This is a genomic window from Micromonospora xinjiangensis, assembly GCF_056150165.1.
Window position 1 is genome coordinate 41,377 of sequence record NZ_JAXCFO010000007.1, and the last position, 16,929, is coordinate 58,305.

A 16,929-nucleotide genomic window follows, 5' to 3' on the forward strand; every position below is an offset into this window, starting at 1 on the left:
GCTCCTCCCGCGGTGGTGCGCGGGCCCGGATGTCGCCCGCCGGACGGCCGCGCGGCCGAACCTGATTCCCGGCCCGACCCGGGGCCTGTCGTGAGGGTGACCGCCACGGCCCGCTCCGACCTGGTTCTCGGTGGAGCCGCCCGAGCTGTGCCAACAACCCGTTGCAAAGAATCCTTTGCAAATATACCTTTGCATCATGACCGGAGACCCCCACAAGCCCGGATACGACTCGGCGCAGGACATCGTTCTCGACGCCCGGACGCTGCGCGGCGTGGCCCATCCGCTGCGCCTGCGACTGCTCGGCTCACTGCGCCACGACGGCCCGCAGACCGCCACCCAGCTGGCCGCGCGGCTCGGTGAGTCCAGCGCGGCGACCAGCTACCACCTGCGCACGTTGGCCGCGCACGGCTTCGTCGCCGACGCGCCCGAGCTGGGCCGCGGCCGGGAACGCTTCTGGCGCGCCGTGCACCGCTCGACCTGGTTCGACGCACCCGACCGCGACGCGCCGGAGCGCGAGCTCGGGGAGGCCTACCTGCGCACGGTCGCGCGGATGTACGCGGAGAACGTCGAGCGGTCCATCACCGAGCTGGCCGACTGGCCGCAGGAGTGGGTCCGCGCGGCCAGCCTGAGCGACCTCGCGCTCCGCCTGAGCGCTGCCGAGGCGCAGCAACTCGCCGACGACATGATGGCCCTGCTGGTGCGGTACCGCGACCAGGCCGAGCAGCGGGCCGGTGACGGATCGGAGCGCGTCACGATGACCACCCAGTTCCAGATCTTCCCCCGGCGCGGCCAGCTGGACGCGCTGTTGGCGGCGCGAGCCGCGTCCGCCGGCGAGCCCGCCGGTGCCGTGGCCGACGATCCCTCCGCCGAGGGGGACCGGTCGTGAGGCGGGGGTCGGCGTACGGGCTGCTCGTCGCCCAGGCGGTCTCGGTCACCGGCACCCGGATGTCGGTCGTGGCGGTGCCCTGGTTCGTGCTGCACACCACCGGCGACGCCCTCCTGACCGGCGTCACCGCGTTCGTGGAGATGGGCGCCCTGGTCGCGGCGCGCGTCCTCGGCGGACCCCTGGTCGACCGCATCGGGTCACGGATGGCCAGCGTGGGCGGCGACCTGATCGCCGGGCTCGTGCTCGCCGTGGTGCCCCTGCTGTACGCCGCCGGTCTGCTCGCCTTTCCGGTCCTGCTCGTGCTGGTCGGGGTGGTCGGGCTGTTCCGCGGGCCGTCGGACAACGCGAAGTACGCGTTGGTGCCCGACGTCGCCGCCGCCGCCGGCTGGAGCAACGAGCGCGCCGCCGGGCTGGCCGACAGCGTCCAGCGCCTCGGGTCGCTGATCGGGGCGCCGCTGGGTGCGCTGCTGATCACTCTGGTCGGCGCTCCCGCGGTCATCGCGCTGGACGCGGTCAGCTTCCTGCTCGCCGCCGCGCTGGTGGCGACACTGGTCCGGGTCCGGCGCGCCGCACCCGAGCCGGCCGAGGCGGGCCACCGCGGCGGCGTCGGCGGCTACCTGGCCGACCTCGGGGCCGGGCTGCGCTTCGTCCGGCGCGATCCGCTGCTGCGGGCGATCGTCACCATGGTGCTGCTGACGAACCTGCTCGACCAGGCGATGACGGCGGTGCTGGTCCCGGTGTGGGCGGCCGAACGCTTCGACGACGCCGCACCCGTCGGGCTCGTGTTCGGGGCGCTGAGCGCCGGGGCGTTCGCCGGGTCGCTGCTCGTGTCGGTCCACGGCGCAAGGTTGCCGCGGTGGCGCACCTACACCCTGGCCTTCCTGCTCGGCGCCGTCCCACGGATCTTCGTGCTGGCGCTGCCGGTCGGGCTGCCCGTCGTCGCGGGTGTCGCGCTCGTCGGCGGGGTGCTGATCGGCGCCATCAATCCGCTGCTGTCCGCCGCGGAGTTCGAACGCATCCCGGCCGCCCTGCGGGCCCGTGTCCTCGGCGCGGTCGGCGGCCTGGCCTGGGCGGGTATCCCGCTCGGCGGGCTCGTCGGTGGCGTGCTCGCGTCCGCGCTCGGCGCCACCGGCGGCATCCTCGTGGTGGGCACGGCGTACCTGCTGGTCACCCTCGACCCGCTGGTCCGCCGGCGCACCTGGCGGTTGATGGACCGGCAGCCGGCTCCCACCACCGCCCTGGTCTCCGTGCCCGGCTGACGACGGCGGGCGCGCGGAATCCGGGCCCGTGCGGGTGGTGCCGGAGCGGTCCGAGCCGCTCCGGCACCACCCGCACGGGCGGACGCCGTTCAGCGGCGGGCGGCGAGGTCGTCCAGTGCCGCGACGACCCGCTCACCGATCCCGTGGCCGGCGCCGTGCCCGGCGGCCTCGACCACCTCCAGGCGCGCGTCGGGCCAGGCCTGCGCCAGCTCCCACGGGACGTCCAGCGGGCTGCTGATGTCGAGGCGGCCGTGCAGGAGGACGCCGGGGACGCCGGCGAGCCGGTCGGCGTCGCGCAGCAGCTTCCCGTCGGGCAGGAACGCGGCGTGGCGCCAGTAGTGGGTGACCAGCCGGGCCGAGAGCATCCGGAATTCGGGGTCGGCGAAGCGGGGGTCGGGACGCCAGCCGGGGACCGTGCGGACGTGGGTGTCGTCCCACGCGCACCAGTCGCGGGCCGCCCGCTCGCGGACCGCCGGGTCGGGGTCGGCCAGCAGCCGGGCGTACGCGTCGGCCAGATTCCCGTCGCGGTCCGCCGGCGGCACCCCGTCGCGGAAGCGGGCCCACTCGGCCGGGAACACGCGGCCCATCCCCCGGGTGATCCACTCGACCTCCCGGTGGCTGGTGGTGACCACGCTGAACAGCACCAGCTCGCTGACCCGTTCCGGGTGCCGCTGGGCGTACGCGAGGCCGAGGGTGGAGCCCCAGGAGGCGCCGAGCACGAGCCACCGGTCCACGCCGAGGTGTTCGCGCAGCCGCTCGATGTCGGCGATCAGGTGGTCGGTGGTGTTGACGGACAGGTCCACCGCCGGGTCGGAGGCGAGCGGACGGCTGCGGCCGCAGCCGCGCTGGTCGAACAGGACCACCCGGTAGCGCGCCGGGTCGAAGTAGCGCCGCCAGCCGGGTGTGGCGCCGGAACCGGGGCCGCCGTGCAGCACCACGGCCGGTTTGCCGTCCGGGTTGCCGCACGCCTCCCAGGCGACGAGCTGGCCGTCGCCGACGTCGAGCAGGCCGTGCGCGTACGGCTCCACGATCGCGTACATCCGTCCTCCCTCAGAAATAACAGCGCTGTTACAGTAGCGGGGTGAACGAGGTACCGGACCGGGAGGCCGTGGGGACGCTGCTGCGGCACGTCCTGGAGGTGCTCGACGGCGACGTGGCCGCCGTCTACGCCGAGCGGGGCCTGGCCGACTACCGGCCGCGGTTCTCGCCGCCGCTGCGGGTGCTGGTCGCCGACGGGCCGCTGCCGATCCGCGACCTGGCCCGCCGGGTCGGGGTCACCCACTCCGCGGCGAGCCAGACCGTGGCGCAGATGGCCCGCGCGGGCCTGGTCGAGCTGACCCCCGGCGCGGACGCCCGGCAGCGGATCGTGCACCTCACCGCCCGCGCCCGCGCGCTGCTGCCCGTCGTCGAGGCGGAGTGGGCGGCCACCACCGCGGCGATGCGCGAGCTGGACGCCGAGCTGCCCGCGCCGCTGGCCGACGTGCTGCACGCCGTGCTCGTCGCGGTGCGCCGCCGGCCGATGCGCCGACGCATCGCCGACGCCGGCCTGCCACCGCCACCGCGGGCCTGATCCCGGCCGGCGGGAGCGGAGCGCCCCCACCGGCCGGGCGTAATCAGCGGCTCAGCGGCTCAGCCGGCGGTAACGGCGCACGGACAGGGGCAGGAACACGGCGACGAGCAGCACCGGCCACGCCACCGCGAGGGCGACGGCGTGCTGCGCGGCGAACGAGTCACCGCCCCATCCGGGATTGCCGAACAGCTCCCGGCAGGCCGCCACGGTCGCCGACAGGGGGTTCCACTCGGCGACCGCGCCGAGCCAGCCCGGCATGGTCTCCGGTGGCACGTACGCGTTGGAGGTGAACCCGACCGGCCAGATGAGCACCTGCAACGCCACGATGGACTCCGGCCGGCGCAGCAGCAGCGCCAGGTGGATGCCGACCCAGATCAGCGCGAACCGCAGCAACAGGAGCAGGCCGACGGCCGCCAGCGCCGCGTCCAGCCCGTGGTGCCAGCGCCAGCCCACGAGCCAGCCGCAGGTCAGCATCACGGCCAGCCCGACCGCGGAGTTGAGCAGATCCGCGGCGGCGCGCCCCCCGACGACGGCGGAGCGGGCCATCGGCAGGGACCGGAACCGGTCGGTGACACCGCGGGCGGTGTCGGTGGCCACCGCGGCGTAGCTGGCCTCGATGCCGAACGCCATGGTCATGGCGAACATGCCGGGCAGCAGGAACTCCCGGTAGTCGCCGCCGCCGGGCACCGACATGGCGCCACCGAACAGGTAGCCGAACATCAGCACCAGCAGCACGGGGAACAGCAGGCCGGCGATCAGCTGCCCGGGCTGGCGGGCCCAGTGCGCCACCGCCCGGCCGGTCAGCACGAGGGTGTCGGCCACGGCCCAGCGCAGCCGGCGCGGTGTGAGGGACACGACGCTCATCCGGTCACCGCCCCGGCCGGGTCGGTCAGGCGCAGGAAGACCTCGTCGAGGGTGGGGCGGCGCACCCCCACGTCGGCGACGTCGACGCCCGCGGCCCGCAGGGCGTGCAGCACGGCGGTGAGGGCCGCGACGCGCTCGCCCACCGGCACGCTGATCCGCAGTGCCGCCGCGTCGACGCTCGGCGTGGCGGCGGTGGCGGCGGCGATCACGGCGGCGGCCGCGTCGAGGTCGTCGGCGTGGTGCAGCAGCACGTCGAGCCGGTCGTCGCCCAGGTCGCTCTTGAGCTGCTCCGGGGTGCCTTCGGCGATGACGCGGCCGGAGTCCACGACCCGGATGGTGTCGGCGAGCTGGTCGGCCTCGTCGAGGTACTGGGTGGTCAACAGCACGGTGGTGCCGTCGGCGACGAGGGCGCGGACGCAGGCCCAGATCTCGCCGCGTCCACGCGGGTCCAGCCCGGTGGTGGGCTCGTCGAGGAAGAGCACCGGCGGGGCGAGGACCAGGCTGGCCGCCAGGTCCAGGCGCCGACGCATGCCGCCGGAGTAGCCGGAGACGGGGCGGGCGGCGGCGTCGGTGAGGCCGAACCGGTCGAGCAGTTCGTCGGCGCGGGCCCGCGCGGCGGCGCGCGACAGGTGGTGCAGCCGGGCGAAGAGCACCAGGTTCTGCCGGCCGCTGAGCACCTCGTCGACGGCGGCGTGCTGCCCGACGAGCCCGATCGCGGCGCGGACCCGGTCGGGGTGGCGCAGCACGTCGTGCCCGGCGACCCGCGCCCGCCCGCCGTCGGGGTGCAGCAGGGTGGCGAGGATCCGTACCACCGTGGTCTTGCCCGCCCCGTTGGGGCCGAGCAGCCCGCACACCGTGCCGGCGGGCACCGTGAGGTCCAGCCCGGCCAGGGCGTCGGTGTCGCCGTAGCGCTTGCGCAGCCCTTCGGCCTCGATGGCTGCTGTTCCGATCGTCATGCGCGCAGGCCCCTTCCGTTTGCCGTACGACGTACCGTACAGCGTACGGCAAGGGCGGCGGTAGAGTCCGGGGCGTGACGGAGTACAGCGGCACCGGCGACCCGGCGCGCAGCCTCGCCCTGCTCTGGCGCACCCGGGAACCGGCCAGCCGCCGGGGTCGCACCGACCTCACCGTCGACCGGATCGTGCGGGCGGCCGTCGAGCTGGCCGACAGCGAAGGGCTCGGCGCGCTGTCCATGCGTCGCGTCGCCGAACGCCTCGGCGTGGGCACGATGTCGCTCTACACCCACGTCCCCGGCAAGGGCGAGCTGCTCGACCTGATGCTCGACACCGTCTACGGCGAGACCGTCGAGCCGCCGCGGCCGCCGGAGGGCTGGCGCGGCCGGCTGGAGCAGATCGCCCGGGAGAACTGGGCCCGCTACCTGCGCCACCCGTGGCTGCTCCAGGTGGCCACCACCCGCCCACCGCTCGGCCCCAACCTGATCGCCCGCTACGAGCACGAGCTGCGGGCCGTCGACGGCATCGGCCTGACCGACCTGGAGATGGACGCCGTCGTCACGCTCGTCGGCGGGTACGTCCACGGCGCCGTGCGGGGCGCGGTCGAGGCCGCCGAGGCGGCCGCGCGGACCGGCATGACCGACGAGCAGTGGTGGCACGCCCACGCCCCCTACCTGGAGAAGGCCATGGACCCGCGCCGCTTCCCGCTCGCCTCCCGGGTCGGCGCGGCGGCCGGCGAGGAGTACCAGGCCGCGGGCGACCCGGCGCGGGCGTTCGAGTTCGGGCTGGCCCGCATCCTCGACGGCATCGAGGTGCTCGTCCGCGACCGGGGACGCGCCGGATAATCTTGCCGGCATGACGATGCGGCCCATCCGGATCATCGGCGACCCGGTGCTGCGCACCTCGTGCGCGCCGGTGACGAGCTTCGACGCCGAACTGCGCGCCCTGGTCGGCGACCTGATGGACACCCTGCTCGGCGCGCCCGGCCGGGCCGGCGTCGCCGCCCCGCAGATCGGCGTGGACGCCCAGGTGTTCGTCTACGACGCCGACGGGCACCGCGGACACCTCGTCAACCCGACCCTCGAGCTCTCGGAGGAGACGCAGGAGGACGACGAGGGCTGCCTGTCCATCCCCGGGCTGTACTTCCCGACCCGACGCGCCCTGCACGCCACCGCCCACGGCTTCGACCAGCACGGCGAGCCGCTGACCATCTCCGGCAGCGGTTTCCTCGCCCGCGCCTTGCAGCACGAGACCGACCACCTGGCGGGGCGGCTCTACGTGGACACCCTGCGCGGGGAGACCCGGCGGCGGGCGCTGCGGGAGATCCGCGCCGGGCGCTTCGACTCGCCGCGCCGCCACGGCTGACCCCCGCCACGCAGGACGGGGGCCACACCGCGCCTATCCGCGGGCGGTCAGGGTGAACTCGCCGTAGCCGGCCACCGGGGTGAACCCGAGCCGCTCGTAGAGCCGTACCGCCGTGTGGTTGTCGGCGCGCACGTTCAGGGTGACGTGGGTGACGCTCGCGCGCAGCCGCCGGCACAGCCCGGCCACCACGGCCGTGCCCAGCCCGCGCCCCCGCGCCCGGGGATGGGTGGTCACGTTGCCCAGGGCGGCCACCGCGTACGCCGGTGACCACACGTGCACCCCGGCCACGGCGACCAGCTCACCGCCGTCGCGCACGCCCAGGTACTGGCCGGTCTCCACCATCCGCGGGTCGAACCAGTTGCCCGGGTACGCGGCGGCGTAGAGCGCGTGCAGCGCCGGCAGGTCCGCCGCGCCCAGCGGCTCCCCGGCGGGCGTGACCGCGGCCAGCCGCGCCGGGTCGGTCAACGCCATCTTCAGGTGCGCGCCGCCGCCGTCCAGCCGGTACGAGGCGGCCAACGCCGCCTCCAGGCCGGGGGAGAGGTGCGCGTACAGCCGGGCGGGCAGCACCGGGGCGAGGTCGGTGAGCAGCGCCGCCAGCTCGGCCACGCGCGGCGGCGCGGCGAACGCCAGCAGCGTCGGGGGAGACGCGCCGTGGTAGAGCAGGGCCACCTGGTCGCCCCGGCGAAACCACGAGGTGTACGGCCAGAAGAAGTCATCCAGGTCGCCGAGCTGGTAGGCGTACAGCACCGGGTCCCGGCCCAGCAGCCGGGCCAGCACCGACCGGTCGTGTTCGGCGGGTACCGGCATCCGCGCTAGGCCGTCCACTGGTCGTAGCCGAGCTTGCCGACCAGCGCGAGTACCACCACGAGCAGCACGATACGCACGAACCCGGCACCGCGGCGCAACGCCGTCCGCGCGCCGAGCGCCGCGCCGGCGATGTTGCACACCGCCATCGCCGCGCCGAGCAGCCACCACACGTGCCCGGTCACGCCGAACACCACGAGTGCGCCGAGGTTCGTGCCGGCGTTGACCACCTTCGCCATCGCCGACCCGTGCACGAAGTCCGCGCCGACCAGCGCGGTGAACACCAGCACCAGGAACGTGCCGGTGCCCGGGCCGATCAGCCCGTCGTACAGGGCGATGCCGATCCCGGCGACGGCCACCGCGGCGGCCACCCGCCCCCGGGTGCGCCGCTGCGGCGCGGACACCACCCCCAGCCGGGGGCGCAGCAGCACGAACAGCGCCACCGTGAGCAGCACCACCAGCACCACCGGCCGGTACGCGGCCGCCGGCACCGCACCGGCGAGCACCGCGCCCACCCCGGCGCTGACCACCGCGAACCCGGCCGCCGGCCCCGCCACCCCCCAGTCGATCTTCGTGCGGCGCGCGTACGTCGCCGCGGCGGTCGCGGTGCCCGCGATCGCGGCGAGCTTGTTCGTGCCCAGCGCGGTGGCCACCGGCACGCCGGGCGCGGCGACGAGCAGCGCCGGCAGCAGGAGCAACCCGCCGCCGCCGACCACCGCGTCGACCCAGCCGGCCATCGCGGCGGCGGTGAGCAGGGTGATCAGCGATGCGACGTCCACGGCCGGCCATTCTGCCGACCGGCACGCCGCCCGTGGGCCGCCCTGTGTCCAGCCTCACCGTCCGCGGCCGGTAGGCGGGTCGTCGGCGCCAGCGACCTCGTGCAGGGCGGCCAGCAGGGTGCGCAGGGCGGGCGTGACGGGCGCGGACTCCCGCACGGCCGCCCCGATCACCCGGACCGGACGCGGATCCCGCAGCGGTCGGACGCGCACGCCCGGGTGCACGGCACCCAGTCCGCTCTCCGGCAGCACACTGACCCCCAGCCCGGCGGCCACGAGCTTCCTGTGGACCCGACTCGCCCTCGACGGCGGCCTCACACCCCGTACCTCGCCGTGCTCCGCCGCGCCCTCGGCGCCGCCGTCCTGCTCGCCCTCGCCCGCGCCGCCCGCCAGAGCCTGCCCCGCGGGCGCCGCACCTGGGCACACCTGACCGTCGCCGGCGCCGCCGTCGTCCTGCTCGGGGTGGCCCTGACCCGCCACCGGCGACCCGAACCGGCCCGCCCACCGCGCGACGACCGACCCCACGAGCACGCCCGCCTCCGCCGTGCACCGGTCACAGCCCACGACGGCGACGCCACCACACCCCCACAGCCCCCACCGCCACGAACACCAGCACCGAACAGAGCAACGCCTTGACCACCGGGAAAGACTGCCACGGCGTCGTAGGGTGCAGGAGTGCGCCTGGCCACCTTCAACCTGCTGCACGGTCGATCGCTCACCGACGGCCTCGTCGACCCCGACCGGCTCACCGCCGCCGTCACCGCCCTCGACGCCGACGTGCTCGCCCTGCAGGAGGTCGACCGCGACCAGAGTCGCAGCGGCAACCTCGACCTCACCGCCATCGCCGCCCGCGCCCTCGACGCCCCCCACCACCGCTTCGCCGCCGCCCTCGTCGGCACCCCCGGCGAGGGGTTCCGCCCCCTCACCGGCGACGACGACGGCCACGGCGAACCCTGCTACGGCATCGGCCTGATCAGCCGCTACCCCGTCCGTACCTGGCGCGTCACCCGCCTCACACCCGCCCCCGTCCGCTCACCCGTCTACGTCCCCGGGCCCGGCCGTGGCCTCGTCCTGCTGCACGACGAACCGCGCGTCGTGCTCGCCGCCGTCCTCGACACCCCACACGGGCCGCTCACCGCCGCCGCCACCCACCTGTCCTTCGTGCCCGGATGGAACCTGCGCCAACTCCGCCAGGTCGTCCGCGCGCTGCGCGCCCTTCCGGCACCCCGCGTCCTGCTCGGCGACCTCAACCTGCCCGCCGGTGTCGTCCGGGTCGTCTCCGGCTGGCAACCGCTCGGCCGCCGCCCCACCTACCCGGCCGGCGAACCCCGCGTGCAGCTCGACCACATCCTGGCCGACCGGCAGGCCGTGCGCCGGCTGCCACCCGTCACCGCCGTCGACACGCCGCCGTCCACCATCTCCGACCACCGCCCCCTCCTGGTCGACATCGGCTGACCGACGTCAGCGCCACCAGGGGAGAGGGCCCCTTACCGCATCGAGGCGCAAGATTCCCTCAAGATCGTTGATTCGGCAATCCACGACGATCATGCTGGTCCAAACCGCGTCACGGTCAACCAGTACTCGCCATGGAGGCCATGTGAGACGCCAACGCGTCGTACTCATCGCACTGTCCACACTCCTCACGGCCAGCCTCACCACCGTCGCCGCCCCGGCGAACGCCCAGCAGCAGGCCGCCGCCCCCAACCAGGTCACCGACCTCACCGTCCGCCAAGGCGACGGATACGCCACCCTCGCCTGGAAGCCCGTCGACGGCGCCACCGACTACCAGATCGAACGCACCGCGGTCGACGCCACGGGCACGCCCACCGGCACCCCCACCATCGTCGGCATCTGGCGCCCCAACCGGCAGGTCAACCAGCAGGAACCCACCTTCGCCGACGCCGGCTTCAACCCCGGCGACCGGTTCAGCTGGCGCGTACGCGCCCGCGTCGACACCACCGAACAGCCCTACTCCGACGCCGTCGCCGGCACCACCACCGCGCCCTGGGGCGACCCCACCGTCCCCGGCCAGCAGCTGCGCACCCAGTGGGAGACCAGCCGCGCCGCCCAGTACACCAGCGACACCGACGAGTACGCCTACACGGCGGCCATCGACCAGCTCAGCGACCGCGTACGCGTCGTGGAGATCGGCCGGACGGTGCTGAACCGACCGATCAACATGTTCGTCATCGGTTACCCGGCCCCGCCGGCCACCCCCGCGGCCGTCGCCGCCACCTCACCGGTGGCCATCAACTGCAACGTCCACGGCAACGAACCCGGCGACCGGGAAGCCTGTCTCATCATGGCCCGGCAACTCGCGTTCAGCACCGACCCCCGGGTCCTCGACCTGCTCAGCCACACCACCGTCCTGATCGTCCCCACCATCAACGGTGACGGCCGCGCCGCCAACACCCGCGGCAACTCCACCGGCCAGGACCTCAACCGCGACTACTCGCTCATCCGCCAGCCCGAGACCGCCGCGTACGTCAAGATGCTCCGCGAGTACCGGCCCATCGCCGGCTACGACGGCCACGAGTACGGCAACTCCCGCGCCGGCGACCTGCCCATGCTCCCCCCGCGCCACCAGAACGTCGCCCAGCCCATCTTCGACGAGTCCATGGACATGATCGAAGGCCACATGTACAACAAGGGCGCCGAAGACGGCTGGTGGGCCTGCCCCTACGGCTGCGAGGGCGGCGGCAACGTCGGCCTCAGCGAGGAGACCATCCTCCGCAACACCCTCGGCCTCAAGAACGTCGTCAACTCGCTGCTCGAACTGCGCAGCTCCGGCGGCCAGACCCGGCCCGACGAGGGCAACTCGGCCAACAACCGCCGCCGCAAGACCTTCTCCGCCCTCTGGACCTTCCAGCAGTTCCTCGACTACCACCGCGCGAACCTGCCCGCCATCAGCCAGGCCCGCGCCGAGGCCATCACCGCGCAGGCCGCCAACACCGGACGCCTCGTCTTCCGCGGCTCCCGCCCCATCCCCGCCCACCCGGCGCCGCACCCCGGCGACAGCCCGCCGCCGATCGACGCCCCGCCGGCCAACCTCATCCTCGACAACGCCCCCTGCGCCTACCGGCTCACCGAGGAGCAGTACCACGGCGCCCGCACCGACGGACCCGGCGGCGTCGGCGCCACCGTCGCCGACCGCATCGCCGCCCACGGCTGGCAGGTCGTCAAGGTCGGCGACAGCTACTACGTCCCGCTCAACCAGCCCGAACGCGGCCTCATCCCGCTGCTGCTCGACGGCGTGGGCGTGGAGAACCTCGTCGACGGCGAACGGATCTACCCGACCCTCACCGGCCGGCGCACCGGCCCGCTGACCGTCACCGGGTTCACCTGCGCGGCCGACGCCACCATCACCGGCCCCGTCACCGTCCGACCCGGCGCCGCGCTCGTCGCCACCGGCACCACCGTCACCGGCCCGGTCAACGCCACCGGCGCCGCCGGTGTCCTGCTCGCCGACAGCACCGTCACCGGCCCGGTCCGGCTGACCGGCACCACCGACGCCATCTCGCTGATCGACGTCAAGGTCACCGGCCCCGTCGACCTGTCCGCCAACCGCACTTCCACCGAGCCGCTGCTCGTCGGCAACCAGGTCACCGGCCCGATCGCCTGCAACGGCAACACCACCGCACCGATCAACCTCAACATCCGCAACACCGGGACCGGCCCCCGCGCCGGCCAGTGCGCCACCCTGTGACACCCACCCGGTGACCCCAGCCGGCAGGGCGGACCCGCTCCGCCCTGCCGGCACCCCGCACCCCGCAAGGAGACGTCGTGTCGTACCCCCGCACCCGCACCCCGCGGCGCGCCGGCGCCCTCCTCGCCGCCGCCCTGCTCCTGACCACCACGGCCTGCACCACCGACCCCGACACCACCACCCCCGACCCCAGCCTCGCCGCCGCCGTCCAGGTCACCGGGCCACTCTGCGCCGCCCTACCCACCGGCACCGAACCCGGCAACCCCACCGCCCTCGCCGGCCTCCCCGTCGACCAGGCCCTCACCTGGATGCCCACCCTCACCACCTTCGAGGCGGCCCTGCGCACCAGCGGACTCCTCGCCGACCTCGACCGCGACGGCATCACCGTGCTCGCCCCCACCGACGACGCCTTCGCCAGGAAGTTCTCCGACGACAACTGGGACACCCTCATGACCCGCGACCGCGACACACTGCGCACCCTGGTCAAGGCCCACCTCATCGACGGCGCCCACACCGTCGACCAGCTCGCCACCACCGGCACCACCACCACCCTCGACGGCACCACACTCACCGTCACCCGCACCGGCGACACCACCCGCTTCGGCGACAAGGCCGACGCCGTCTGCGCCGACTACCAGGCCGCCGGCGCCCGCATCCACCTCGTCAACGCGGTCCTCGGCCCCCTGCCCACCACCGCCGACGGCACCGGACACCGCGCCCACTGACCACCCCGCCGCTACGCCGCCGGACCGGCCACCAACCCCTCCGCCAGCGACCACCACCCGGGCAGGCACCCCAGCACCGCGTCCGCCCGCCGACGGCGCCCCGCCGCCGACGCCACCCCCAGATCCGCCAACGCCGCCTCGAACAACGGCGCCAGCTCCACACCCCACCCCGGCGCGTCCGCCGCCAGCACCGCGTGACAGCGCGCGTACGTCGCCAGGATCCAGAACATCGCCTCCCGGTGCCGGCCCGCCGCCACCAGCTCCCGCGAACCCTCCACCACCACCGGCCGCGCCGCCACCGTCACATCCGCGCTGAAGAAGAACGGTGTCCGCGCCACCGAGGCCGCCACGTCGAACGTCCGCACCAGACCCGCCAGGTGCTCGCGCACCCGCCCCGCCGACACACCCCCACCGTCGAACAGCTCCAGCAGCTCCGTGTACCGGCCGGCCAACCCGTACGCGGACAACACCTCCCGCGCCACCACGTACCGCCGCCGCACCGTCGGATCCCGCCGCACCGCCACCACCGGCAGCAACGCCAACACCGACGTCGGGAACAACCACCCCGTCACCTGGGCGTGCAACGGCGCACCCTCGTCCAGCACCCGCAACCCGTCCTCGACCCGCCGCCGGACACCAGCGCACCGCCGGCGCACCCACACCGGATCCGCGAACCCCGCCGACACCCGCTCCCGTAGCGCCGCCAACCGGCCCGACGGATCCACGATCACCGTGTCCGTCCGGAAGCACGGCGCGAACACCCACGAACCCAGCACGTCCTCCGCATCGCCCAGCTCACCCCACGTCACGGTGCCGACCTCCAGCAGCACCCCCGCATGGCGGAACTTGCCCGGCTTCACAGCCGGTCGGTCGCGTACCAGCACCACGTCCACGTCGGACGACATCGGCAGCACCGCCTCGTCCGGTAGACCCACCGTCGAGCCGCTGAAGAACGCCCCCCGCACCCCCGGATCCCGGCGCGCCTCCTCCCGCACCCACCGCACGGCCACCGCGCGTGCCTCACCCACCCGCACCCGGCACCTCCCGCCCGGCCACCAACCCCGCCAACGCCCGGTTGGTCCGGTTGGACCGCACCGCCGCGCGCTGCTGGCCCGCCGTCACCTCGATGTACGCCTGCGACGCCGTCAACGACGCGTGCCCCAGCAACCGCATGATCTCCGCCGCGCTCGCCCCGTCCTCCGCCAGCCGCGTCGCGAACGTGTGCCGCAACGCGTGCAGCCGCGCACCGCGCGGCACCCGGTCACCGATGCCCGCCCGCCGGTAACAGGACTCCACCAGGTACTGCAGCCCACCCCGGCGCAGCGGCTCACCCCGCCGGTCCACCATGAACGGCGAGTCCGGCCGCACGCTGCGCGCCCCGAACCGGCGACGGCGGCTGTCCAGGTAGCCGGCCAGCACCCGGTCCAGCCCGTCCTCGATCGGCACCGTGCGCGGCCGCCCGCCCTTGCCCGCCACCTCCACCCGTCGCTCGCCCTCCCGGCCGGTCACCGACGCCACGCGCAGCGCCAGCAGCTCGGACAGGCGCAACCCCGCGCACAGCGCCAACGCCAGCACCGCCAGGTCCCGCTCCGGCCACGGGTCCCGCTGCCGGCCGGCCTCGCGGGCGACCGCGGCCAGGAGCTCCTCCGGGGTGTCCTCACCGCGCAGGGGCTTCGGCTGGGGGAGCGGGGCCCGGGGTCGCCCCACCGCCGGCATCGGGTTTCCCGGTACGACCCCCTCCGCGACCAGGAAGGTGAAGAAGGTGTTCCAGGTGGACCAGGCGCGGTGGACGGAGGCGGCGGCGCGGGGCGCGGCGAACCGGGCGAACGCCGCCCGCATGAGCCGGGGGGAGAGGGCGTCGAGCGGCAGGGCGTCGAGGGGGAGGGGAGGGGTGAGGGCCTCACCGGCCAGGGCGCCGACAGTGCGCAGATCACGCCGGTAGGCCTCCAGGGTGTGCGGCGAGGGTTTGCGGGTGGCCCGGGCCGTCAGGAACTCCTCGATCCAGAACTGCACCGATTCGTCCCGTTTGTCATGCATAAGGCAAATTATGCATGATTTTCGCGTTGCCGGACAACCGAGGGGAGAGGGGGCCAATGGCGCAGCACGGGCCGCACGTCAGGCCGGCGGCCGGGTGAGTCTGGCGGCCACGGTGTCGAGGATCCACTCCAGGCCGGTCGCGAAGGATGCCTCGGGGTCCACGTCCGTGCCGTCGTACACGACCCTGCGCAGCGCCGGGAAGCGCCCCGTGGCCAACATCCTCGTCACGTGGGGGCCGGAGGCGCGCTGCCAGTCGCGCTCGGACAGTCCCGTGGCGCGCTCGGCCCGCAGGTGCGCGATCTCCCGCCTGATCGCGCCGATGTAGTAGGCGCTGACAACCTCCACCGCGCGCATGACGGTGTCGAGGTCGGCGAGACCGTCGAGCGCGGCCAGCGTCGCCTCGGTCACCGCGAGCCCGTTCGGACCCAGGGTGGGGCGGCCGCCGAGCAGGTCGGCCAGCCACTCGTGCCGGAGAGCGGACTGCCTGGTGCGATGGGCGAGGACGCGTAGCGCCTCCCGCCACTCGCCGGGCCGCTCCTCGGGGAGGATCTCGGCGTGGACCTCGTCCACCATGAGGTCGAACAGCTCCTCCTTGGTGGAGATGTACCCGTACAGCCGCATCGGGCCGGCGTCCAGCCGGGCGGCCACCTTGCGCAACGACACCGCCTCCAGCCCGCCCTCGTCGGCGAGCGCGATGGCGGCGGCAACGATCCGCTCCCGATCGAGCGGCACGGGGCGAGTCGGCGGCTCCGGCCGGTCCCACACGGTCATGGTGACACCGTACTGTTGCGATGCGGTGTAACGCGGCAATACGGTGTATCGACATGAGACGCCGTATCGCCGTGGTCGGGGCCGGGCCCGCGGGCCTCACCTTCGCCCGCGTCCTGCACCGCCACGGTCACCCCGTCGCCGTCCTCGAACGCGATTCCGCCCCCGACGCCCGACCACCGGGCGGCACGCTCGACCTGCACGAAGGGCTGGGCCAGCGCGCACTGGAGAAGGCGGGGCTGCTGGCGGAGTTCCGGGCGCTGTCCCGTCCCGAGGGGCAGGCGATGCGCATCCTGGACACCGACGGGACCGTCCTGCGCGACTGGCGGCCCCGTCCGGAGGACCGGGCCAACCCCGAGATCGACCGCGGGCAGCTTCGTGACCTGCTGCTCGGCCCGCTCGACGTCCGGTGGGGGCGGGGCGTGACACAGGTGGCGCCGGGCACCGGGGCCGGCGTCCTGGTCCACTTCGCCGACGGGCGGCAGGAGACGTACGACCTCGTGGTGGGCGTGGACGGCGCCTGGTCGCGGGTTCGCCCGGCGGTCTCGCCGGTGACGCCGAACTACACCGGTGTCACCCTGGTCGAGACCTCGCTCGACGACGTCGACACCCGCCACCCTGACCTCGCCCGGTTGATCGGCGACGGTTCCGTGGCCGTGTACGGCGCGAACCGGGCCCTCGTCGCCCAGCGCAACAGCGGCGGCCACGTCAAGGTGTACGCCCAGTTCCGCGCCCCGCTGGACTGGCACGCGACCCTGGACCCGGCCGACGCGCAGGCCGTGCGATCGAGGCTGCTGGCCCTGTTCGACGGGTGGGCCGATCCCGTCCTCGACCTGCTGCGCCACGGCGCCGCCTTCGTCCGCCGGCCCCTGTACGTCCTGCCCGCGTCCCACACCTGGACCCACGTTCCCGGGGTGACGCTGCTGGGCGACGCCGCCCACCTGATGCCTCCCTTGGGGGCCGGCGCGAACCTCGCGATGCTGGAGGGCGCGGAACTCGCCGAGTGCGTCGCCGCCGATCCGGAGGATCTGGACGAGGCCGTCCGCGCGTTCGAGGAACGCATGTGGGCGCGGGCCGCCAGATGGGCGGAGATCACTCTGGCCGGCCTGGAACGCCTCGTGAGCCCGGACCCCGCCGAAGCGCTCGCCCTGTTCGACGAGGTCCAGCAGGCCTGAGGGCGAGGGGCGGGTCGCGCCGGCAGTCCCGAGCCCACCGA

General features: G+C 74.6%; 18 protein-coding genes. 9 read left to right on the forward strand and 9 right to left on the reverse strand.

Annotated features, from left to right (window positions below; all coding sequences use genetic code 11):
* Nucleotides 1-196 precede the first annotated feature (196 nt).
* Nucleotides 197-886: a helix-turn-helix domain-containing protein gene (locus SM573_RS23925; protein WP_474609609.1), complete on the forward strand. Its 690-nt coding sequence runs from the start codon at nucleotides 197-199 to the stop codon at nucleotides 884-886.
* Complete coding sequence (locus SM573_RS23930) at nucleotides 883-2,145, forward strand: MFS transporter (RefSeq protein ID WP_474617124.1); 1,263 nt, start codon at nucleotides 883-885, stop codon at nucleotides 2,143-2,145. The genes SM573_RS23925 and SM573_RS23930 overlap by 4 nt, the downstream gene beginning before the upstream one ends.
* Before the next feature lie 89 nt (nucleotides 2,146-2,234).
* Here the strand turns inward: SM573_RS23930 and pip are convergent, their stop codons facing one another.
* Nucleotides 2,235-3,185 (reverse strand): prolyl aminopeptidase, encoded by a 951-nt coding sequence (pip, locus tag SM573_RS23935; protein ID WP_474617125.1) that lies wholly within the window; start codon nucleotides 3,183-3,185, stop codon nucleotides 2,235-2,237.
* A 41-nt stretch (nucleotides 3,186-3,226) separates the two neighbouring features.
* On the opposite strand from pip, the gene SM573_RS23940 reads away from it, so the two are divergent.
* Nucleotides 3,227-3,715, forward strand: a complete 489-nt coding sequence (locus SM573_RS23940; RefSeq protein ID WP_474617126.1) for a MarR family winged helix-turn-helix transcriptional regulator — start codon at nucleotides 3,227-3,229, stop codon at nucleotides 3,713-3,715.
* A 51-nt stretch (nucleotides 3,716-3,766) separates the two neighbouring features.
* Here SM573_RS23940 and SM573_RS23945 read toward each other — a convergent pair whose 3' ends face one another.
* Nucleotides 3,767-4,579 (reverse strand): ABC transporter permease, encoded by an 813-nt coding sequence (locus SM573_RS23945; protein ID WP_474609605.1) that lies wholly within the window; start codon nucleotides 4,577-4,579, stop codon nucleotides 3,767-3,769.
* Nucleotides 4,576-5,535 carry an ATP-binding cassette domain-containing protein gene (locus tag SM573_RS23950; protein ID WP_474617127.1) on the reverse strand — a complete coding sequence of 320 codons (960 nt, stop codon included), beginning with the start codon at nucleotides 5,533-5,535 and terminating at the stop codon, nucleotides 4,576-4,578. Before SM573_RS23950 ends, SM573_RS23945 begins: the two co-directional genes overlap by 4 nt.
* 74 nt (nucleotides 5,536-5,609) lie before the next feature.
* Between SM573_RS23950 and SM573_RS23955 the strand changes: the two genes are divergently transcribed.
* Complete coding sequence (locus tag SM573_RS23955) at nucleotides 5,610-6,377, forward strand: TetR/AcrR family transcriptional regulator (RefSeq protein WP_474609603.1); 768 nt, start codon at nucleotides 5,610-5,612, stop codon at nucleotides 6,375-6,377.
* A 10-nt stretch (nucleotides 6,378-6,387) separates the two neighbouring features.
* Nucleotides 6,388-6,897 carry a peptide deformylase gene (gene def, locus SM573_RS23960; protein WP_474609602.1) on the forward strand — a complete coding sequence of 170 codons (510 nt, stop codon included), beginning with the start codon at nucleotides 6,388-6,390 and terminating at the stop codon, nucleotides 6,895-6,897.
* A 33-nt stretch (nucleotides 6,898-6,930) separates the two neighbouring features.
* Here def and SM573_RS23965 read toward each other — a convergent pair whose 3' ends face one another.
* The 3 genes from SM573_RS23965 to SM573_RS23975 are packed head-to-tail and all read right to left on the reverse strand — an operon-like array spanning nucleotide 6,931 to nucleotide 9,008.
* Nucleotides 6,931-7,704, reverse strand: coding sequence for a GNAT family N-acetyltransferase (locus SM573_RS23965; RefSeq protein WP_474617128.1), 774 nt, complete (start codon nucleotides 7,702-7,704; stop codon nucleotides 6,931-6,933).
* A 5-nt stretch (nucleotides 7,705-7,709) separates the two neighbouring features.
* Nucleotides 7,710-8,480 (reverse strand): sulfite exporter TauE/SafE family protein, encoded by a 771-nt coding sequence (locus SM573_RS23970; protein ID WP_474609600.1) that lies wholly within the window; start codon nucleotides 8,478-8,480, stop codon nucleotides 7,710-7,712.
* 54 nt (nucleotides 8,481-8,534) lie between these two features.
* Complete coding sequence (locus SM573_RS23975) at nucleotides 8,535-9,008, reverse strand: LysR substrate-binding domain-containing protein (RefSeq protein WP_474617129.1); 474 nt, start codon at nucleotides 9,006-9,008, stop codon at nucleotides 8,535-8,537.
* A gap of 144 nt (nucleotides 9,009-9,152) precedes the next feature.
* Between SM573_RS23975 and SM573_RS23980 the strand changes: the two genes are divergently transcribed.
* The 3 genes from SM573_RS23980 (at nucleotide 9,153) to SM573_RS23990 (ending at nucleotide 12,908) form a co-directional block, all read left to right on the forward strand.
* Nucleotides 9,153-9,932, forward strand: coding sequence for an endonuclease/exonuclease/phosphatase family protein (locus tag SM573_RS23980; RefSeq protein ID WP_474617130.1), 780 nt, complete (start codon nucleotides 9,153-9,155; stop codon nucleotides 9,930-9,932).
* Nucleotides 9,933-10,074: 142 nt separating this feature from the next.
* Nucleotides 10,075-12,183 carry a M14 family zinc carboxypeptidase gene (locus SM573_RS23985; protein WP_474617131.1) on the forward strand — a complete coding sequence of 703 codons (2,109 nt, stop codon included), beginning with the start codon at nucleotides 10,075-10,077 and terminating at the stop codon, nucleotides 12,181-12,183.
* A gap of 77 nt (nucleotides 12,184-12,260) precedes the next feature.
* Nucleotides 12,261-12,908, forward strand: a complete 648-nt coding sequence (locus SM573_RS23990; protein ID WP_474617132.1) for a fasciclin domain-containing protein — start codon at nucleotides 12,261-12,263, stop codon at nucleotides 12,906-12,908.
* An 11-nt stretch (nucleotides 12,909-12,919) separates the two neighbouring features.
* Here SM573_RS23990 and SM573_RS23995 read toward each other — a convergent pair whose 3' ends face one another.
* The 3 genes from SM573_RS23995 to SM573_RS24005 all read right to left on the reverse strand — a co-directional run bounded on the left by SM573_RS23995 (nucleotide 12,920) and on the right by SM573_RS24005 (nucleotide 15,716).
* Nucleotides 12,920-13,936: a hypothetical protein gene (locus SM573_RS23995; protein WP_474609595.1), complete on the reverse strand. Its 1,017-nt coding sequence runs from the start codon at nucleotides 13,934-13,936 to the stop codon at nucleotides 12,920-12,922.
* The gene (locus tag SM573_RS24000) at nucleotides 13,929-14,945 is read right to left on the reverse strand and encodes a tyrosine-type recombinase/integrase (RefSeq protein WP_474617133.1); all 1,017 of its coding nucleotides are present in this window, start codon (nucleotides 14,943-14,945) and stop codon (nucleotides 13,929-13,931) included. Before SM573_RS24000 ends, SM573_RS23995 begins: the two co-directional genes overlap by 8 nt.
* A gap of 78 nt (nucleotides 14,946-15,023) precedes the next feature.
* Complete coding sequence (locus SM573_RS24005) at nucleotides 15,024-15,716, reverse strand: TetR/AcrR family transcriptional regulator (protein ID WP_474609593.1); 693 nt, start codon at nucleotides 15,714-15,716, stop codon at nucleotides 15,024-15,026.
* A gap of 53 nt (nucleotides 15,717-15,769) precedes the next feature.
* On the opposite strand from SM573_RS24005, the gene SM573_RS24010 reads away from it, so the two are divergent.
* A complete protein-coding gene (locus SM573_RS24010) occupies nucleotides 15,770-16,888 on the forward strand; it encodes an FAD-dependent oxidoreductase (protein ID WP_474617134.1) in 1,119 nt (372 codons plus the stop codon).
* Nucleotides 16,889-16,929 lie beyond the last annotated feature (41 nt).